Consider the following 16,015-nt stretch of genomic DNA (forward strand, 5'->3'; position numbering starts at 1 on the left):
GCCGATGCGCGATTGTTTCCCATGCGCCCCTTCGTCGGCGCGTCGATCGCGGTGATCCGCGGCGACCGGGTGCTGCTGGCGGCGCGCGCCAACGCGCCGATGCGCGGCGTCTGGACCCTCCCCGGCGGGCTGGTCGAAGCCGGCGAGGCGATCGCCGACGCCGCCCTGCGCGAGCTCAAGGAGGAGGTCGGCCTCGACGCCGAGATGATCGGCGTCCTGCCGCCGACCGAGATCATCCAGCGCGAGCCCGACGGTCGCGTGCGCCATCACTACGTCGTCCACCCCCATGCGGCCGTCTGGATCGGCGGCGAGCCGGAGGCCGGCCCCGAAGCCCTCGCCGTCCGCTGGGCGACGCGCGACGAGATCGCCGACCTCGAAACGACGCCGGGTCTCGCCGACACGCTGGCGGACGCCTTCGCGAAGGTCGCCGCCCGTCGACCCGGGGACCGCCCGTGATCGGCAAGCCGTCCTTCCTGCATCTCATCCTGCCGGTCCTCGCGGTCGGCGCCGGCTTCGCCGTTTCCGCGCACGCTCCGGCGCTTGCGCAGCAGCGCCCCCCGGCGCGGCAAGCCCCGAAGCCTGCCGAGAAGGAGCCGCCCCCGCCACCCCCGGAGCAGGCCGCCCCCTACGACCGCGACCTGACGCGGCTGTCCGAGATCATCGGATCGCTGGCCTTCCTGCGCGAGCTGTGCGCGGGTGCCGACGCCGCCGAGTGGCCGAACCGGATGAAGGCGCTGATCGAGGCCGAGGGCGTCACCCCCGGACGGCGCGACCGCCTCGCCGGGGCGTACAACCGCGGCTACCGCGGCTACGCCTCCACCTACCGCGTCTGCACGCCGGCCGCGCACGAGGCGGCGGGCCGCTTCGTGGCCGAGGGGGAGCGCCTGTCGCACGCGCTGGCCGGCCGTTTCGGCGGTTGATGCAAACCGGCCACACGGCAGAAGCATCCGGGGAAACCGTCGTATTCGACCATCCGCGTTAACCGCTTCGCAATTCCCGGCTGGTCGCGGACCCGTGAGCCGCCTATCATCCTTTCCGTACGCCGGGCCTCCAGCCCGCGCGCAACGGATCCGACGCGCCATGCAGAACAGCACTCAGACCGCCCCGTTCGAAGCCGACGTGGACGAGAAGCGCGCCGCCCTGGGCTACGTGTCCGAGGCGTTCGCCGAGGGCTGCCTCGACGGTCTCGACGGCGACTGCATGGCGCAGGCGGCCCTGTTCGCCGCCTTCCAGGAACTGGTCATGACCTACGGCGAGGAGGCCACCGCCCGCTACGCCGAGGGATTCCCCGAGCGCATCCGCGGCGGCGCCTTCACCACCGCGCTCCAGCACTGATCCCGATGCCGCGGCTGGCGCGGGCTCAGGCCCGTGCCAGCGCCTCCTCGAAGGTCACGGCCTCGCCGCGCGACGGCGCGGTCAGCACACCGTCCCACATCACGCGGGCCCCGCGCACCACCGTCCCCACCGGCCATCCGGTCACGGTCTTGCCGTCGTAGGGCGTCCAGGCACTCTTCGAGGCGATCCAGGCATTGCGGATCGTCTCGCGGCGCTTGAGGTCGACCACCGTCACGTCGGCGTCGTAGCCGATCGCGAGCCGCCCCTTGCGTGCGATGCCGAACAGGCGCTTCGGCCCGGCGCTCGTCAGGTCGACGAAGCGCGCGAGCGACAGCCGTCCGGCCGCGACGTGGTCGAGCATGATCGGCACCAGCGTCTGCACCCCGGTCATCCCCGAGGGCGAGTCCGGATAGGGCTTGGCCTTCTCGTCGAGCTGGTGCGGCGCGTGATCCGAGCCGAGGATGTCGGCGACGCCCTGCCCGAGACCCCACCAGATCCTTCGGCGATGCGCATCGCCGCGGACCGGCGGGTTCATCTGCACGAGCGTGCCGAGCCGCGCATAGGCCTCGTCGCCGTCGAGGGTGAGGTGATGCGGCGTCACCTCGACGCTCGCCACGTCCTTGTGGTCGGCGAGGTAGTCCATCTCGTCGCCGGTCGAGATGTGCAGGATGTGGATGCGGGCGCCGGTCTCCCGCGCCAAGGCCACCAACCGCCGCGTCGCCGCCATCGCCACCTCCGGCGAGCGCCAGACCGGGTGCGAGGACGGGTCGCCGGGGACGCGGAGATCCTTGCGCGCGCGCAGCATCGGCTCGTCCTCGGAGTGGAAGGCGGCGCGGCGGCGGATCGCCGTGAGGATGGCGCGCACGCCCGCATCGTCCTCGACCAGCAGCGACCCGGTCGAGGACCCGACGAACACCTTGATGCCGGCGGCGCCGGGCAGCCGCTCCAATTCGGCGAGCTGCGCCACGTTCTCGTGGGTGCCGCCGACCCAGAACGCGAAATCGCAATGCATCCGGTGATGCGCGCGGGCCACCTTATCGGCGAGCGCGTCCGCGCTGGTGGTGAGCGGGTTGGTGTTCGGCATCTCGAACACGGCGGTGACGCCGCCCATCACGGCCGCCCGCGAGCCGGATTCGAGATCTTCCTTGTGGTCGAGGCCGGGCTCTCGGAAATGCACCTGGGTGTCGATCACGCCGGGCAGCAGATGCAGGCCGGCGCAATCCTGCCGCTCGGCACTGGCTGCCTGCGCGAGGTCGCCGATCGCCGCGATGCGCCCGCCGCGGATGCCGAGGTCGGCAAGGTGCGTGCCGTCCTGGTTCACCACCGTGCCGCCGGAGAGGACGAGGTCGAAGGGCTGGTCCATCGGGGATGCCATCGGAAACGCCTTGGTTGAGGCCGGGTCCCGGGCGGCTTATGTCACGCCTCATCCTCGCGCAATCGCGCGGCCTGGAAGGCCCGATCGGGCCGAGTGAGGACTTGCCATGCCGATTGCCCTGCTGCCGGACCGCGCCCTCGTCACCGTGACCGGGCCGGACGCCACCGCCCTGCTCCAGGGCGTGATCACATGCAACGTCGAGACGCTGGGCGAGGCGGAGGCGCGCCTCGGCGCCCTGCTGACGCCGCAGGGCAAAATCCAGTTCGACTTCCTGATCTCGCGGATCGCCGACGGGTACCGCCTAGACGTGCCGGCTGAGCAGGCTGCGGCGCTCGCCAAGCGCCTGACCCTCTATCGCCTGCGCGCCAAGGTCGAGATCGCGGTCGATCCGACCATCGCCATCGCCGCATCCTGGGACGGCGCCACCACTGCCGTCGAGGTCGACGCCGTGGCCGACGCCCGGGCCGAAGGCCTCGGCGCGCGGCTCTACGCGGCGGCGGGCGCCTTCTTCGCGGACGCGTCCGAAGCGGAGTACCACGCTCACCGCATCGCGCTCGGGATCCCCGAGGGCGGGCGCGACTTCCCGTTCAGCGACGCCTTCCCGCACGAGGCGCTGATGGACCAGCTCGGCGGCGTCGACTTCCGCAAGGGCTGCTACGTCGGCCAGGAGGTGGTCTCGCGGATGCAGCACCGCGGCACAGCCCGCACCCGCATGCTGCCCGCCACCTATCCCGCGAGCGAGGCGGCCGCCCCCGGCTCCGAGATCACCGCCGGCGCCAAGGTGCTCGGCGTGACGGGGAGCCGTGCCGCCGGGCACGGCCTCGCGATGCTGCGCCTCGACCGCCTCGCCGACGCGATCGCGGCCGGCGAGCCGCTGCGCGCCGACGGCAAGGTGCTGACCGTGGAGCGCCCGGCCTTCGCCAGCTTCGCGATGCCGGACGCCGCGGCGGGCTGAATGACCGAGGCATCGCATCCGGTCGAAGGCCTCGTCCGCCATCCCGACGGATGCGCCCGGTGCTGGTGGGCGGGGCTCGATCCGCTCTACGTCGCCTATCACGACGGCGAATGGGGCGTGCCCGAGCACGACGGCCGCGCGCTCTACGAGAAGCTGATTCTCGACGGCTTCCAAGCCGGGCTGTCGTGGATCACGATCCTGCGCCGGCGCGACGGCTTCCGCCGCGCCTTCGCCGCCTTCGATCCAGAGGCCATCGCGCGCTTCACCGAGGCCGACGTGGAGCGGCTGATGCAGGACACCGGCATCATCCGCAACCGCGCCAAGATCGTCGGCACCGTCGCCGGCGCCCGCGCCTGGCTGCGGATCGAGGAGCGCGGCCCCGGTTTCTCGCGCTTCCTGTGGGATCACCTGCCGGACGGCCGGCCGATCCAGGGCAGCGCGCGGACCCGCAGCGAGATCCGGACCGAGACCGACGTGTCGCGGCGGATCGCCAAGGCGCTGAAGGCCGAAGGCTTCGCCTTCTGCGGCCCGGTGATCGTCCACGCCTTCATGCAGGCGGTCGGCATGGTCAACGATCACCTCGTCGGCTGCCATCGCCACGCGCCCTGCGCCGCGCTGGCGGAGCCGGGCCGTTGAGCGCGCTGCAGCCGCGGGCGTGGCAGCGGATGCTGTCGGGCCGCCGGCTCGACCTGCTCGACCCCTCCCCCCTCGACATCGAGGTGGCCGACATCGCCCACGGGCTCGCCCGCGTCGCCCGCTGGAACGGGCAGACCGCGGGGCCGCACGTCTTCTCGGTGGCGCAGCACTCGCTGCTGGTCGAGGCGGTCGGCCTGCATCTCACGCCCGGGTGCACGCCTGCACAGGGCCTCGAGCTGCTGCTGCACGATGCACCGGAATACGTCGTCGGCGACATCATCTCGCCGTTGAAGGCCGCGATCGGCGATTCCTACAAGGGCGTCGAGCGCCGCCTGCTCGCTGCGATCCGCCGGCGCTTCGGGCTCGAGGCGCCGACCCCGGCCTTCGCCCGCCTGGTCAAGCGTGCGGACCGGTTGGCGGCGCATGCCGAGGCGGTGCGGCTCGCTGGATTCGCGCCGGACGAGGCGACGCGCTACTTCGGGCGGCACGAGACCCTGCCCGAGCCGGTCCTCGCCCTGCTCGACCCCTGGCCGACCGCGCAGGCGCAGGCCCGTTATCTCGACCGTTTCGCCGAGCTCGCGAAATCCTGACACCCGACTCAGAACCCGGACCCGAGATGCCGACGCTGCACGTCTGCCCCCTGTCGCGCCTGCCCGAGACCATCGCGGCGACCGGGGCGAGCCACGTCCTGACGCTGCTCAACCTGCCCTCGGCGCCGGAGCGGCCGGCGACGATCGCCGAGGGCTGCCACGCGGTGGTCGGCGTCAGCGACATCGCGGTCGCGACGGACGGGTACGTTCTCCCGGCCGAGGACCACGTGCGCGCCATCCTCGACTTCGTCGCGGCGTGGCCGCGCGAGAAGCCGATGGTGATCCACTGCTACGCCGGCATCAGCCGCTCGACCGCCGCGGCCTACATCGCCGCCTGCGCCCTCGATCCCGCCCGCGACGAGGCCGAGGCCGCCGCGGCGTTACGCCTCGCCTCGCCGTCGGCGACGCCGAACCGCCTGTTCGTCGAGATCGCCGACCGGCTGCTCGGCCGCGACGGCCGGATGGTCTCGGCCGTCGCCGCGATCGGCCGCGGGGCGGACGCCTTCGAGGGCACGCCGTTTCGTTTCGAGCTCGGCTGACCGGTCGAGCCCACCGGCATACCGGTGTGGCGCAAACGTCGCCGCCGGCTGGAAAAACCGCGTGTCTCCGCCCGCCGCGAAGGCACGTGGGGTTGTGGCGGTCGCCGCCTCCGCCTTAGAACCGCACCAAAGGATCCTGTAGGGATGACCGAAAGCCGACCCGACGCGACCGCGATCGCCGCCGACACGCCCTTCGAGAAGGCCCTGGAGCAGCTCGAGGACATCGTCCGCCGCCTGGAGAAGGGCGACGTGGCGCTGGACGAATCGGTGACGATCTACGAGCGCGGCGAGGCGCTGAAGCGCCACTGCGAGATGCTGCTGAAGCGGGCCGAGGCCCGCATCCAGCGCATCACCCTGACACCCGACGGGCGCGCCGAAGGCGTCGCACCCCTGGACGTCGATTGAGATGCGCCGTGCTCGAGCACCGCAGCCTCGTTCGGCGTTCGAGATCGATATGAGGCCGAACCCGTGACGCAGACCCCCTCGATGCCGGCCCCCTCGATTTTGGACGGTTTGTCCGAGACGTCCGCGTTGCGGTTGCTTCCGGAGAGCGATCTCCGGGCGGTGGCGGACGCGGTTCGCTCGGAGATGATCGAGGCCGTGTCGGTGACGGGCGGTCATCTCGGGTCGGGGCTCGGGGTGGTCGAGCTGACGGTGGCGCTGCACCACGTGTTCGACACGCCCGACGACCGGATCGTGTGGGACGTCGGGCACCAGGCGTATCCGCACAAGATCCTGACCGGGCGGCGCGAGCGGATGCGGACGCTGCGCCAGGGCGGCGGGTTGTCGGGCTTCACCAAGCGCTCGGAGAGCGAATACGACCCGTTCGGGGCGGCGCATTCCTCGACCTCGATCTCGGCCGCCTTGGGCATGGCGGTGGCGCGCGACCTGCACGCGGCCTCGGCGAAGGCCAAGGGCCACGCCGAGCCCAAGCGCCGCAACATGATCGCGGTGATCGGGGACGGCTCGATGTCGGCGGGCATGGCCTACGAGGCGATGAACAACGCCGGCGCGCTGCATTCGCGGCTGATCGTGATCCTGAACGACAACGACATGTCGATCGCGCCGCCCGTGGGCGCGATGTCGGCCTACCTGGCGCGGCTGGCGTCGGGCGGGGCGTACCGGGGCCTGCGCGAGACCGCCAAGCAGCTCGGCAAGCTGCTGCCGAAGGCGATCTACCAGCGGGCGGCGCAGGCCGAGGAGTTCGCCCGCGGGCTGATCGTCGGCTCGGGCACGATGTTCGAGGAGATGGGCTTCCACTACGTCGGTCCGGTGGACGGGCACAACCTCGACCACCTGCTGCCGGTGCTGAAGAACGTGCGCGACTCGGAGCAGGGCCCGATCCTGCTGCACGTGGTGACGCAGAAGGGCAAGGGCTACGCGCCGGCGGAGGCGTCGGCCGACCGCTACCACGGCGTGGTGAAGTTCGACGTGCTGTCGGGCGTGCAGACCAAGGCCAAGGCCAACGCCCCGGCCTACACGCGGGTGTTCGGCGAGAGCCTGATCAAGGCGGCGGATGCCGACGACAAGGTGGTGGCGATCACAGCGGCGATGCCGGGCGGCACCGGGATCGACCTGTTCGGCAAGGCGCATCCGGACCGGACCTTCGACGTCGGGATCGCCGAGCAGCACGCGGTGACGTTCGCCGGCGGCCTGGCGACGGAGGGCTACAAGCCGTTCGTGGCGATCTACTCGACCTTCCTGCAGCGGGCCTACGACCAGGTGATCCACGACGTGGCGCTGCAGAACCTGCCGGTGCGCTTCGCGCTGGACCGGGCGGGGCTGGTGGGGGCCGACGGGGCGACGCATGCGGGGGCGTTCGACTTGGCGTACCTGTGCTGCCTGCCGAACATGACGGTGATGGCGGCGGCCGACGAGGCCGAGCTGGTGCACATGGTGGCGACCTGCCACGCGCACGACGACGGCCCGATCGCGCTGCGCTACCCGCGCGGCGAGGGGGTGGGCGTCGAGATGCCGGAGGTGGGCGTTCCGCTGGCGATCGGCCGGGGCCGGATCGTGACGCGGCCCGAGGGCGCGCGGGTGGCGCTGCTGTCGCTGGGCACGCGTCTGTCCGAGGCGCTGAAGGCGGCCGAGACGCTGGAGGCGGCCGGCATCGCGGTGACGGTGGCGGATGCGCGCTTCGCCAAGCCGCTGGACGAGGCGCTGATCCTGGACCTGGCGGCGAGCCACGAGGTTCTGATCACGCTGGAGGAGGGCTCGCGCGGCGGCTTCGGGGCGCAGGTGCTGCACCTGCTGACCGAGCGCGGCGTGCTCGACGCGATGCGGCTGCGGGTGCGCACGATGACCCTGCCCGACAGCTACCAGGACCACGACAGCCCGGACAAGATGTACGCCGAGGCCGGCCTCGACGCCGCCAGCATCGTCCGGAAGGTCGAGGACATCCTCCCCGAGCGGAAGGCCCGCCCGAGCAACGTCGTCAGCGTCGGGCGCCGCCCGCGCTGAGCGCGGGTCGGCCGTCGATCAGTCCGCCTCGCCCTGCATCGCCCGGCGCTGGCGGTCGAGCTCGTCGCTGTAGCGCTTCAAGGTGTGGCTCTCCGTGAGCATGCCGATGACCTGCCGGTCGCCGATCGAGTCGACCACGGCAAGCGCCTCGCTCTCGGTGCGGTCGAAGGCCGCCGAGGCTTCCTTGGCGTTCAGCTCAGGCGTCAGGATGTCGTCGGGGTGGCGCAGCACGTCGGCGAGCGTCGCCGGCGTCTCGCTCGCGTCGCGCGCGGCGGCATGGGCCTCGGGCACCAGGACGATGCCGGCGTAGCGGCCTGCCTCGTCCACCACGATCACCCGCGAGGGCGATCCGAGCGGGTGCGCCCGCAGGAAGGTCGCCATCGGCGTGTCAAGGGGGATGGTGCGCACGTCCTTGCGCATCAGCCGACCGACCGTCAGGCTGCGGATCCAACCGACGTCGTGGGCGCTGCGGATGCTCTCGCCGCGCAGGTGGAATCGCCAGGTGGCGAAGGAATAGCCGAAGGTCTTCCGCACGGTGAGCGACGAGGCGATCACCGCGACGAGGACGAGGCCGGTGATCGGCAGGCTGCCGGTCACCTCCAGCGCCAGGAACGTCATGGTGAGCGGGCCGCCGATGACGGCGACCGCGAGCGCGCTCATGCCGATCACCGCATAGGCGAGCGGCGTCAGCCCGAAGGCGGCGAGCCCCGGGATCACCGCCGGCGCAACCATCGCGAACAGCTTGCCGGCGAGCGCACCGAGGAACAGTGAGGCGAAGAACAGGCCTCCGCGGAACCCCGATCCGATCGAGATCGCCGAGGCCGTCGCCTTGCCGACGAACAGCAGAACGAGCGCCGCCGTGCCGTAGCCCTCGGCCCCGTCCGCGAAGTGGACGTGGAGAGCGCCGTGCCCGCCGGACAGCACCTGCGGGCCGATCGCGAGCGCCAGCGCGCCGACGCAGAGGCCCCCGAGCGCGGGGCCGGCCACCCGCGGGATCCGCGTCGCCGCCACGCCCTGCTCGACCAGCGTGACGCCGCGCATGATCAGGATGCCGAGGCCGGCGCAGAACAGGCCGAGGACGAGGCTCGGCAGGGTGTCGGCGCCGGTCACCGCGGCCGTCGTCACCGCCTGGACGTTGTCGGGGGCAACCAGAGGCTGGGCCGCGACCAGGCTCCGCGAGACCAGGCTGCCGCACAAGGCGGCCACCACCACCGGCGTCAGCGTCGCGATCGAGTAGGTGCCGATGATCAGCTCGAAGGCGTAGAACGCGCCGGTCAGCGGCGCCCCGAAGGCGGCGGCGATCGCCGCGGCCGATCCGCAGCCGACCAGCGTGCGCAGGTCGTTGCGCCGCATCTCGAAGGCGATGCCGAGGCGCGAGGCGAGGCCGCCGCAGATCTGCGTATATCCCGCCTCGAGCCCGACCGAGGCGCCGCTTCCGTTCGAGATGACGTTCTGCACGGCGACGTAGACGCTGTCGCGCAGCGACATCCGGCCGCCATGGAGCGCGTTGGCCTCGATCGGATCGATCACCGGCCGCCTCCGCCGCCCGCGGATCGCGTTGGCTGCGAGGATCACGAGGCCGAGCAGGATGCCGCCGAGGCAGGGGCCGACGAGCAGGGCGAGCGGCGTCACGGCGTCGGCCGCGCTGAGGCGGGTCCCGTGCGGCAGGCGGTACAGCGCCTCGCGAAGGCCCTGCGTCGCGACGTTCATCCCCGCCACCGCCGCGCCGGCGACGCATCCGGTCAGGCCGGAGAGCACCACGAGCCCGACCTCGCTGCGGCGGACGAGGACGCGGAGCCGGCCGGGCGCCTGGACCAGGGTCGCGCGGCCCCAACGGCGGCGCGGGGTCTCGGCGGTCTGGCTCATCGCGGCGCGGGCATGGGACGACAGGACACGCCCGATCCTTACGGGTTCGCGCACGCCTCCGTCCACAGGCGCAGGCGTGGTGTCGAACCCGCTTGAAATGCCGCCGCCGCCACGATACACCCCGCCGCAGTGCCGCCGTAGCTCAGTTGGTTAGAGCGCTTGATTGTGGATCAAGAGGTCCCCCGTTCGAGCCGGGGCGGTGGTACCATCGAATTTCGACGGGCGATGCGAGGGGTTGGCGAAGCGCCGGCCCCTTTTTCGTTTGTGTAGGATCGGCACCTCCCCCGCCCCTTGCTCAAGCCCGACTGCGCTTTCGCAGACGAAGCTTCGAGCCGCATCCGCGAGGGTGCGGCCGCGGGGGTCACACCACGCCGGCGCGGAGCAGGTCGTGGATGTGCAGGATGCCGGCGGGGCGGCCGGCTTCGACCACGAAGATCGCCGTGATGCGCTTGCGGTTCATCACCTCGAGGGCGGCGCTCGCCAGAAGGTCGGCCTCGACCACGACCGGGGCGGCCGTCATCACCTGCCGAACGGTGGTGTCGAGGATCGCCGGGCCCATGTGGCGGCGCAGGTCGCCGTCGGTGACGATGCCGATCAGGTGCCCTTCCGCGTCGACGACGCCGACGCAACCGTAGCGGCGCCGGGTGATCTCGATCAGGACGTCGGACATCACCATCGCGTCGGGCACGAGCGGCACCTCGTCGCCGGTGTGCATGAGCTGGCGCACGGTCTTCAGGCGTGCGGCGAGGGTGCCGCCGGGATGGAGCGTCTTGAAGCGCGCCGAGGTGAAGCCGCGCTGCTCGACGAGCGCCACCGCGAGGGCGTCGCCGAGCGCCAGCTGGATCAGGCTCGAGGTGGTGGGCGCGAGGTCGTGGGGGCAGGATTCGCGCACCTTCGGCAGGGCGAGCAGCACGTCCGCCGCGCGGCCGAGCGTGCTGTCGGCGTTGCAGGTGATCGCGATCAAGGGGATCGAGAAGCGGAGCGAGAAGCTGACGAGGTCGCCGAGCTCCACCGTCTCGCCCGACCACGACAGTGCGACGATCACGTCGTCGGCGGCGATCATGCCGAGGTCGCCGTGGCTCGCCTCGGTGGGGTGGACGAAGAAGGCGTGCGTGCCGGTGGAGGCCAGCGTCGCGGCGAGCTTGCGCCCGACATGGCCGCTCTTGCCGATGCCGCAGACGATGACGCGGCCCTTCACCGACAGGATGGTCTCGACCGCCCGCTCGAACGCGACGCCGAGGTCGCCGTCCAGAAGCGCGATGACCTCATCGAGCGCCGACATGCCGAGGCGAAGGCTGCGCACCGCGATGGCGCGCGGATCGCCGTCGCCTGCGGCGACCGCATGAAGGCGCGGCGACGCCGCTTTGGAGGGCTTCTGCGCGATCGGGAACGCGGTGACGTGCGACATGGGGCATCCGCATAGGATCCCGGCATCGAGAACGCGCACCGGGCAGGCTGGAACGGCATCGTGCCCGGTCGTCGGGCGACGCTACGCCTAGGTTCGGGCCGTGGTTTAAATATGACGGCGCGATGTCGCAGCGGGCCGGCACGGGGGGCCGTCAGCGCGGCACCAGGTGGAAGTCCGGTGCGTGCTCGGGCTGGGTCGTCACGACGGCCGCCGGCAGCACCGGGCGGGTATCGGCGAGCGAGATCCTGAACCGGCCGACGATGCGGGCGAGCGCCAGCACCGCCTCGGTCAGGGCGAAATGCGCGCCGATGCAGACCCGCGGGCCGACGCCGAAGGGGAGATAGGCGTAGCGCGGGATCGCCGGGGCGCCGGGCAGGAAGCGGCCCGGATCGAAGGCGTGCGGGTCGTCCCAGAGGCGGCGGTGCCGGTGCAGCACCCAGGGCGAGATCATCACGATGTCGCCGGCCGCGATCTCCACGCCGGCGACGCGGTCGGCTTCGAGCGCGCGTCGCACGATGACGAAGGCCGGCGGATAGAGCCGCATCGTCTCGTCGATCACCGCGCGGGTCAGCGGCAGGCGCCCGTCCTGGGCGCAGCCGGCCGGGGCGGCGAGGTCCGCGCCCTGCACCTCGCGCGCCACCTGCTCCTGCAGCTCGGGCGCCAGCGCCAGCATGTAGGCGGCCCAGAACAGCAGCACCGCGGTGGTCTCGTGCCCGGCCAGGATCATGGTCGCGACCTGGTCGCGGACCTCGGCGTAGCTGAAGGCCGCCCCGGTCTCGGGATTGCGGGCGGCCATCAGCAGGTCGAGCAGGTCGCGATGGGTGCGTGGGGTCCCGTCGGCGGCCCGCGCTTCGATGATCTGGCCGAGGAAGGGCGTCCAGCGCTTCCGGAACCGGGCGCGCGGAAAGTCGAGGGGCGCCCGCCAGGTCGGCGGCATCAAGATGTCGAGGAGGTGGGGCCGGCCGAGGCGCTCGGAATACTCGGCGATGAAGCCGCGCAGCGCGTCCCCATGCCGATCCATCGCCACCGAGAACATGCTGCGCCCGGCGATCTCGAGGGCCAGCCGGTGAAGGGCGGCGAACAGGGCGACGGGGCCGCGCGCGGCGGCGACGTCGAACTCGCCGAGCGCGTCGCCGATCGCGCGGTCGATCAGCGGGACGAGGCCGTCGATCGCCTTCGGGGTGAAGGCCGGTGCCAGCGAGCGTCGCTGGTGGCGCCAGGACGCGCCCTCGCTGATCAGGACGCCGTCGCCGAGGATCGGGCGCAGGATCCGCACGGAGCCGGCGGTGCGGGCATAGTTCGCCTGGTTGTCGACGAGCACCCGGCGGATCGCATCCGGATCGCTCAGGGTGAAGCTCGACCGCCCGAGCAGGCTGCGGCGGGTGATCAGATCGTCGTAGGCCCGGCGCGGCCAGCCGACGAGGGCATTGGTGCGCAACGCGCCGAGATAGGAGAGGATCGGCGGCTCGCGCTCCGGCGGAACTCGGAACGGCGGCACGATCCGCGACGTCGCGGCGCGCGCGCCATCGGAGGCCTGCGCCGCCGTAGGGTCGAGAACCGTCGTCATGTCCGTCCTCCGCCGATGGCGACGCGCCCCGGTCCACCGTCCGCGACCCGTTCGCCGGGGCCGATCCCTCGCGAGGGATCTGTCGCCGACATCGGGTCTTCGGGCGCCGTTCTACACGTTCGCAGCCGCCGGCGTGAGGCCGGCAAACCGCCTCACGCGGCGATGAACAGGCCGGCGATGGCCGCGCTCGTCAGGTTCGACAGGGTGCCCGCTAGGATGGCGCGCAGGCCGTAGCGGGCGATCTCGGACCGGCGCTCGGGCACGAGGCTGGAGAAGCTCGCGAGCTGGATCGCGATCGACGACAGGTTGGCGAAGCCGCAGAGCGCGAAGCAGACGATCGCCTGGCTGCGTGGATCGAGGGTGCCGCCCTTCAGCACCGGCGAGAGGTTGGCGTAGGCGAAGAACTCGTTGAAGGCGAGCTTCTGCCCGATCGCGCCGCCGACCAGCGTCGCGTGCTCCCACGGCACGCCGAGGAGCCAGGCGAGCGGTGCCAGCGCGAACCCGAGGACGCCCTGGATCGAGGCCGCCGGATATCCGGCGAGGCCGCCCAGGTAGCCGACGATGCCGTCGGCGAGCGCGATCAGGCCGACGAAGGCGATCAGCATCGCGCCGACCGCGACGGCGACGGCGAGCCCCTTCTGCGTGCCGTCGGCCGCGGCCTCGATCAGGTTGGCCGCGCGCGTCTCGCCGAACTCGACCCGGGTGGTGGCGATCCGCGTCGGCTCGGTCGAGGGCACCAGCAGCTTGGCGAAGAGCAGCCCGCCGGGGATCGCCATCAGCGAGGCGGCGAGCAGGTAGGTCATCGGCACGCCGAGCGCCGCGTAGCCGGCCAGGATCGAGCCCGCGGTGGAGGCGGCGCCGCTCGTCATCACCGCGAACAGCTCGGCCCCGGTCAGCAGCGCGAGGAACGGGCGCAGCGCCACCGCAATCTCGCCCTGCCCGATGGCGATGGTGATCACCGCCGAGAACGACTCGATCGGGCTGGTACCGACCAGCCTGCGCAGGCCGGCGCCGACGATGCGGGCGGCGGCCTGCATGATCCCGAGGTGATACAGCACGCCGATCAGCGCCGACACGTAGAGGATCTGCGGCAGCACCCGAAGCGCCAGGATGAAGCCGCTGCCGCCGAACAGCTCGAACATCCGCGGCTCGACGAGGCCGCCGAACAGGAATGCGGTGCCGCGGTCGCCGTAACCGAGCACGGTCTGGACGAAGCCGGCCGCGGCAGAGAGGCCGGCCTGGCCGGACGGGACGAACAGGATCAGCACGCCGAGGCCGACCTGCAGACCGAGCGCGGCGAGCACCACGCGGGGCCGGATCGCCCGCCGGTTCGTCGAGAGCAGGACGGCGACGGCGAGCAGCAGAAGGATGCTGAGGCCGGCATGCAGGAGGCGGTCGAACATCGGATCTCGGAACTCGGCTGGCTGATCGGGACGGCCATGGAAGCTTCGGGCCAAGCTTTTCCCGGCGCGATCGACACGCGGTCGTTTCCCCGCGGGTGCTGGATCGATCCCGGATCGGAACGTGACCCCGGCTGTTCATCGCCGGCGCCCGGACCATATCGTGCCGGGCGCCGTCCCGTGGCCCAATCGAAGATCCGGAGCAGATGACATCATGGCGAGCCTGCGTGCGCATCTCGCGTCCTACATGGTCAGGCGCAACGTCCGGAACCGCCTCGGCGCGATGGACGACGTGGGCAAGATCCGGGCGGTCTTCGGCGGCCGGACGTTCCCGGATCCGTCCGGCGCGACCTACGAGGCCGGCGCCGTCGGCGGGATACCCGGCGAATGGGTCAGGCCGGTCCGCCCCGAGGGACCGGAGCGGCGGCTGCTCTACCTGCACGGCGGCGGCTTCGTCGCCTGCTCGCCGAAATCGCATCGCCCGGTGACGGGCGCGCTGGCCGAGCGCGGCTTCACGATCTTCGCCGCCGATTACCGGCTCGCACCGGAGCACCCGTTTCCGGCCGGCGTCGAGGATGCGTGCGCGGCCTGGAACGCCCTCGCCGCGCTCGGGCCGGCGGCGATCGCCGGCGATTCCGCCGGCGGCAACTTGGCGCTCGTCGCGATGCTGGCGGCCCGCGACCGCGGGCTGCCTCTTCCGACGGCCGCCGCCCTGTTCTCGCCGGTCACCGACTTCCTCGCCGAGGACGGCTCGCGCGTCAGCAATGCCCGGCGCGACGCGATGTTCGACCCGCGGGCGCTGATCAACCTCGGGCCGATGTATCTCGGCGGGGCCGATCCCGCCGACCCGCGGATCTCGCCGCTCTTCGCGGATCTCGCCGGCCTGCCGCCGCTGCTGTTCCACGTCGGCGAGCGGGAGGTGCTGCGCGACGATTCGGTGCGGATGGCCGAGAAGGCGCGGGCGGCCGGCGTCACCGTGTCCCTGACGGTGTTCCCGGTGGTCGCCCATGTCTGGCAGTTCGCGCACAGCATGTTGCCGGAGGCGCGCCGCTCCCTCGATGCGGCGGCGGAGTTCCTGCGGAGCCACCAGTAGCTCCAGCAAGACGCCGGCCCGCGCCGCGACCACCTCCGTTGCGACGGAACGGGCTGCGGCGATCGGCCGTTGAGAGGTCAAGCTGCGCCGCCCGGCGGCGCCCATCGCGCGGAGAGAACCATGAGCCTGATCGGACGCATCGTCACGAAGCTTCTCGGGAACGAGGATCGCCAGGTCGTTCGCGACGACCGCAACGCGAGCTCCGCCTCGCCGATCGGGCGCCTCGTGACCAAGATCCTCGGCAAGTAGCCGGCACCCCGCTCGGGCGGGCACGGATCGACGGGCGGCGTGGGTCACGCCGCCATCAAACGCGCAGAACTGACGGGTAGGAGATGACCATGGTCGATACGGATCGCATCGTCGGCGGTGCCAAGGAGCTTGGCGGCAAGATTCAGGGTGCGGCCGGCGACTTCGTCGGGTCCAACCGCGACTCGGCGGAAGGCCGCCTTCGCGAGGCCGGCGGCAAGACGCAGGAGGCCTACGGTCAGGCCAAGGACACCGTGCGCAACGTCGCCGACGAGGCCGGCGACCGCGCCCAGGAGGCCTACGGTCAGGCCAAGGACGCCTACGGGCAGGCACGCAGCAAGCTGCGCGACGTCGCCGACAACGTCACGGACTACGCCTCGGACGCCTACGACCGCCGCGGCGACTACCTGCGCGACGGCCGCCAGGCGGTCAGCTCGCGGGTCGAGGAGAATCCGCTGATCGCGCTGGTGCTCGCCGGCGCCGTCGGTTACGGCCTCGCCCTGCTGCTGCACGGGCGCCGCTAAACGCAGCCCGCGTTGCAA

General features: G+C 72.1%; 16 protein-coding genes, 1 tRNA gene and 1 pseudogene. 13 read left to right on the plus strand and 5 right to left on the minus strand.

The window, feature by feature from the left end; translation table 11 throughout:
- Nucleotides 1-21: 21 nt before the first annotated feature.
- The 3 genes from ACFZ8E_RS18805 to ACFZ8E_RS18815 all read left to right on the plus strand — a co-directional run bounded on the left by ACFZ8E_RS18805 (nucleotide 22) and on the right by ACFZ8E_RS18815 (nucleotide 1,335).
- Nucleotides 22-456: an NUDIX hydrolase gene (locus tag ACFZ8E_RS18805; protein WP_405044413.1), complete on the plus strand. Its 435-nt coding sequence runs from the start codon at nucleotides 22-24 to the stop codon at nucleotides 454-456.
- A 26-nt stretch (nucleotides 457-482) separates the two neighbouring features.
- Nucleotides 483-920: a TIGR02301 family protein gene (locus ACFZ8E_RS18810; protein WP_243932991.1), complete on the plus strand. Its 438-nt coding sequence runs from the start codon at nucleotides 483-485 to the stop codon at nucleotides 918-920.
- Nucleotides 921-1,080: 160 nt separating this feature from the next.
- A complete protein-coding gene (locus tag ACFZ8E_RS18815) occupies nucleotides 1,081-1,335 on the plus strand; it encodes a hypothetical protein (protein WP_147728485.1) in 255 nt (84 codons plus the stop codon).
- Between the two features lie 25 nt (nucleotides 1,336-1,360).
- On the opposite strand, the gene ACFZ8E_RS18820 is transcribed toward ACFZ8E_RS18815, so the two are convergent.
- Nucleotides 1,361-2,698: a dihydroorotase gene (locus tag ACFZ8E_RS18820; RefSeq protein ID WP_405043471.1), complete on the minus strand. Its 1,338-nt coding sequence runs from the start codon at nucleotides 2,696-2,698 to the stop codon at nucleotides 1,361-1,363.
- Nucleotides 2,699-2,816: 118 nt separating this feature from the next.
- Here ACFZ8E_RS18820 and ACFZ8E_RS18825 point away from each other — a divergent pair, with 118 nt between their 5' ends.
- The 6 genes and pseudogenes from ACFZ8E_RS18825 to dxs form a co-directional block, all read left to right on the plus strand.
- Complete coding sequence (locus tag ACFZ8E_RS18825) at nucleotides 2,817-3,665, plus strand: YgfZ/GcvT domain-containing protein (RefSeq protein WP_405043472.1); 849 nt, start codon at nucleotides 2,817-2,819, stop codon at nucleotides 3,663-3,665.
- On the plus strand, nucleotides 3,666-4,301 hold the full coding sequence (locus ACFZ8E_RS18830; protein WP_147859691.1) for a DNA-3-methyladenine glycosylase I: 636 nt from the start codon (nucleotides 3,666-3,668) through the stop codon (nucleotides 4,299-4,301).
- Nucleotides 4,302-4,330: 29 nt separating this feature from the next.
- Nucleotides 4,331-4,891: a hydrolase gene (locus ACFZ8E_RS18835; protein WP_405044414.1), complete on the plus strand. Its 561-nt coding sequence runs from the start codon at nucleotides 4,331-4,333 to the stop codon at nucleotides 4,889-4,891.
- A gap of 26 nt (nucleotides 4,892-4,917) precedes the next feature.
- On the plus strand, nucleotides 4,918-5,430 hold the full coding sequence (locus ACFZ8E_RS18840; RefSeq protein ID WP_147728481.1) for a tyrosine phosphatase family protein: 513 nt from the start codon (nucleotides 4,918-4,920) through the stop codon (nucleotides 5,428-5,430).
- A gap of 144 nt (nucleotides 5,431-5,574) precedes the next feature.
- Nucleotides 5,575-5,835, plus strand: coding sequence for an exodeoxyribonuclease VII small subunit (locus ACFZ8E_RS18845; protein ID WP_147728480.1), 261 nt, complete (start codon nucleotides 5,575-5,577; stop codon nucleotides 5,833-5,835).
- A 9-nt stretch (nucleotides 5,836-5,844) separates the two neighbouring features.
- Nucleotides 5,845-7,893: pseudogene (dxs, locus tag ACFZ8E_RS18850) on the plus strand (1-deoxy-D-xylulose-5-phosphate synthase); the annotation flags it as partial.
- Nucleotides 7,894-7,911: 18 nt separating this feature from the next.
- Here the strand turns inward: dxs and ACFZ8E_RS18855 are convergent.
- A complete protein-coding gene (locus ACFZ8E_RS18855; protein WP_405044415.1) occupies nucleotides 7,912-9,759 on the minus strand; it encodes a chloride channel protein in 1,848 nt (615 codons plus the stop codon).
- Nucleotides 9,760-9,890: 131 nt separating this feature from the next.
- On the opposite strand from ACFZ8E_RS18855, the gene ACFZ8E_RS18860 reads away from it, so the two are divergent.
- A tRNA-His gene (locus ACFZ8E_RS18860) sits at nucleotides 9,891-9,967 on the plus strand.
- Nucleotides 9,968-10,120: 153 nt separating this feature from the next.
- Here ACFZ8E_RS18860 and ACFZ8E_RS18865 read toward each other — a convergent pair.
- The 3 genes from ACFZ8E_RS18865 to ACFZ8E_RS18875 form a co-directional block, all read right to left on the minus strand.
- Complete coding sequence (locus ACFZ8E_RS18865; protein ID WP_405043475.1) at nucleotides 10,121-11,167, minus strand: SIS domain-containing protein; 1,047 nt, start codon at nucleotides 11,165-11,167, stop codon at nucleotides 10,121-10,123.
- Nucleotides 11,168-11,318: 151 nt separating this feature from the next.
- A complete protein-coding gene (locus tag ACFZ8E_RS18870; protein WP_243948881.1) occupies nucleotides 11,319-12,734 on the minus strand; it encodes a cytochrome P450 in 1,416 nt (471 codons plus the stop codon).
- 152 nt (nucleotides 12,735-12,886) lie between these two features.
- Entirely contained in the window at nucleotides 12,887-14,137 is a 1,251-nt protein-coding gene (locus ACFZ8E_RS18875) for a NupC/NupG family nucleoside CNT transporter (RefSeq protein ID WP_405043476.1), read from the minus strand.
- 211 nt (nucleotides 14,138-14,348) lie between these two features.
- Here ACFZ8E_RS18875 and ACFZ8E_RS18880 point away from each other — a divergent pair, with 211 nt between their 5' ends.
- The 3 genes from ACFZ8E_RS18880 to ACFZ8E_RS18890 all read left to right on the plus strand — a co-directional run bounded on the left by ACFZ8E_RS18880 (nucleotide 14,349) and on the right by ACFZ8E_RS18890 (nucleotide 15,997).
- On the plus strand, nucleotides 14,349-15,227 hold the full coding sequence (locus ACFZ8E_RS18880) for an alpha/beta hydrolase (RefSeq protein WP_405043477.1): 879 nt from the start codon (nucleotides 14,349-14,351) through the stop codon (nucleotides 15,225-15,227).
- 120 nt (nucleotides 15,228-15,347) lie between these two features.
- Nucleotides 15,348-15,476, plus strand: a complete 129-nt coding sequence (locus ACFZ8E_RS18885) for a TFIIS helical bundle-like domain containing protein (RefSeq protein ID WP_147726177.1) — start codon at nucleotides 15,348-15,350, stop codon at nucleotides 15,474-15,476.
- Between the two features lie 89 nt (nucleotides 15,477-15,565).
- The gene (locus tag ACFZ8E_RS18890; protein WP_147841036.1) at nucleotides 15,566-15,997 is read left to right on the plus strand and encodes a CsbD family protein; all 432 of its coding nucleotides are present in this window, start codon (nucleotides 15,566-15,568) and stop codon (nucleotides 15,995-15,997) included.
- Nucleotides 15,998-16,015 lie beyond the last annotated feature (18 nt).

Origin of the sequence: Methylobacterium sp. HMF5984 (genome assembly GCF_045033435.1) — a bacterium.
Classification (GTDB): Bacteria; Pseudomonadota; Alphaproteobacteria; order Rhizobiales; family Beijerinckiaceae; genus Methylobacterium.

Bases quoted from the DNA above. Each gene is read 5' to 3' on its own strand.
- ACFZ8E_RS18805 (WP_405044413.1), top strand. From the start codon at position 22: ATGCGCCCCTTCGTCGGCGCGTCGATCGCGGTGATCCGCGGCGACCGG.
- ACFZ8E_RS18815 (WP_147728485.1), top strand. From the start codon at position 1,081: ATGCAGAACAGCACTCAGACCGCCCCGTTCGAAGCCGACGTGGACGAG.
- ACFZ8E_RS18820 (WP_405043471.1), bottom strand. From the start codon at position 2,698: ATGGACCAGCCCTTCGACCTCGTCCTCTCCGGCGGCACGGTGGTGAAC.
- ACFZ8E_RS18825 (WP_405043472.1), top strand. From the start codon at position 2,817: ATGCCGATTGCCCTGCTGCCGGACCGCGCCCTCGTCACCGTGACCGGG.
- ACFZ8E_RS18830 (WP_147859691.1), top strand. From the start codon at position 3,666: ATGACCGAGGCATCGCATCCGGTCGAAGGCCTCGTCCGCCATCCCGAC.
- ACFZ8E_RS18835 (WP_405044414.1), top strand. From the start codon at position 4,331: ATGCTGTCGGGCCGCCGGCTCGACCTGCTCGACCCCTCCCCCCTCGAC.
- ACFZ8E_RS18840 (WP_147728481.1), top strand. From the start codon at position 4,918: ATGCCGACGCTGCACGTCTGCCCCCTGTCGCGCCTGCCCGAGACCATC.
- ACFZ8E_RS18845 (WP_147728480.1), top strand. From the start codon at position 5,575: ATGACCGAAAGCCGACCCGACGCGACCGCGATCGCCGCCGACACGCCC.
- ACFZ8E_RS18855 (WP_405044415.1), bottom strand. From the start codon at position 9,759: ATGAGCCAGACCGCCGAGACCCCGCGCCGCCGTTGGGGCCGCGCGACC.
- ACFZ8E_RS18865 (WP_405043475.1), bottom strand. From the start codon at position 11,167: ATGTCGCACGTCACCGCGTTCCCGATCGCGCAGAAGCCCTCCAAAGCG.
- ACFZ8E_RS18870 (WP_243948881.1), bottom strand. From the start codon at position 12,734: ATGACGACGGTTCTCGACCCTACGGCGGCGCAGGCCTCCGATGGCGCG.
- ACFZ8E_RS18875 (WP_405043476.1), bottom strand. From the start codon at position 14,137: ATGTTCGACCGCCTCCTGCATGCCGGCCTCAGCATCCTTCTGCTGCTC.
- ACFZ8E_RS18880 (WP_405043477.1), top strand. From the start codon at position 14,349: ATGGCGAGCCTGCGTGCGCATCTCGCGTCCTACATGGTCAGGCGCAAC.
- ACFZ8E_RS18885 (WP_147726177.1), top strand. From the start codon at position 15,348: ATGAGCCTGATCGGACGCATCGTCACGAAGCTTCTCGGGAACGAGGAT.
- ACFZ8E_RS18890 (WP_147841036.1), top strand. From the start codon at position 15,566: ATGGTCGATACGGATCGCATCGTCGGCGGTGCCAAGGAGCTTGGCGGC.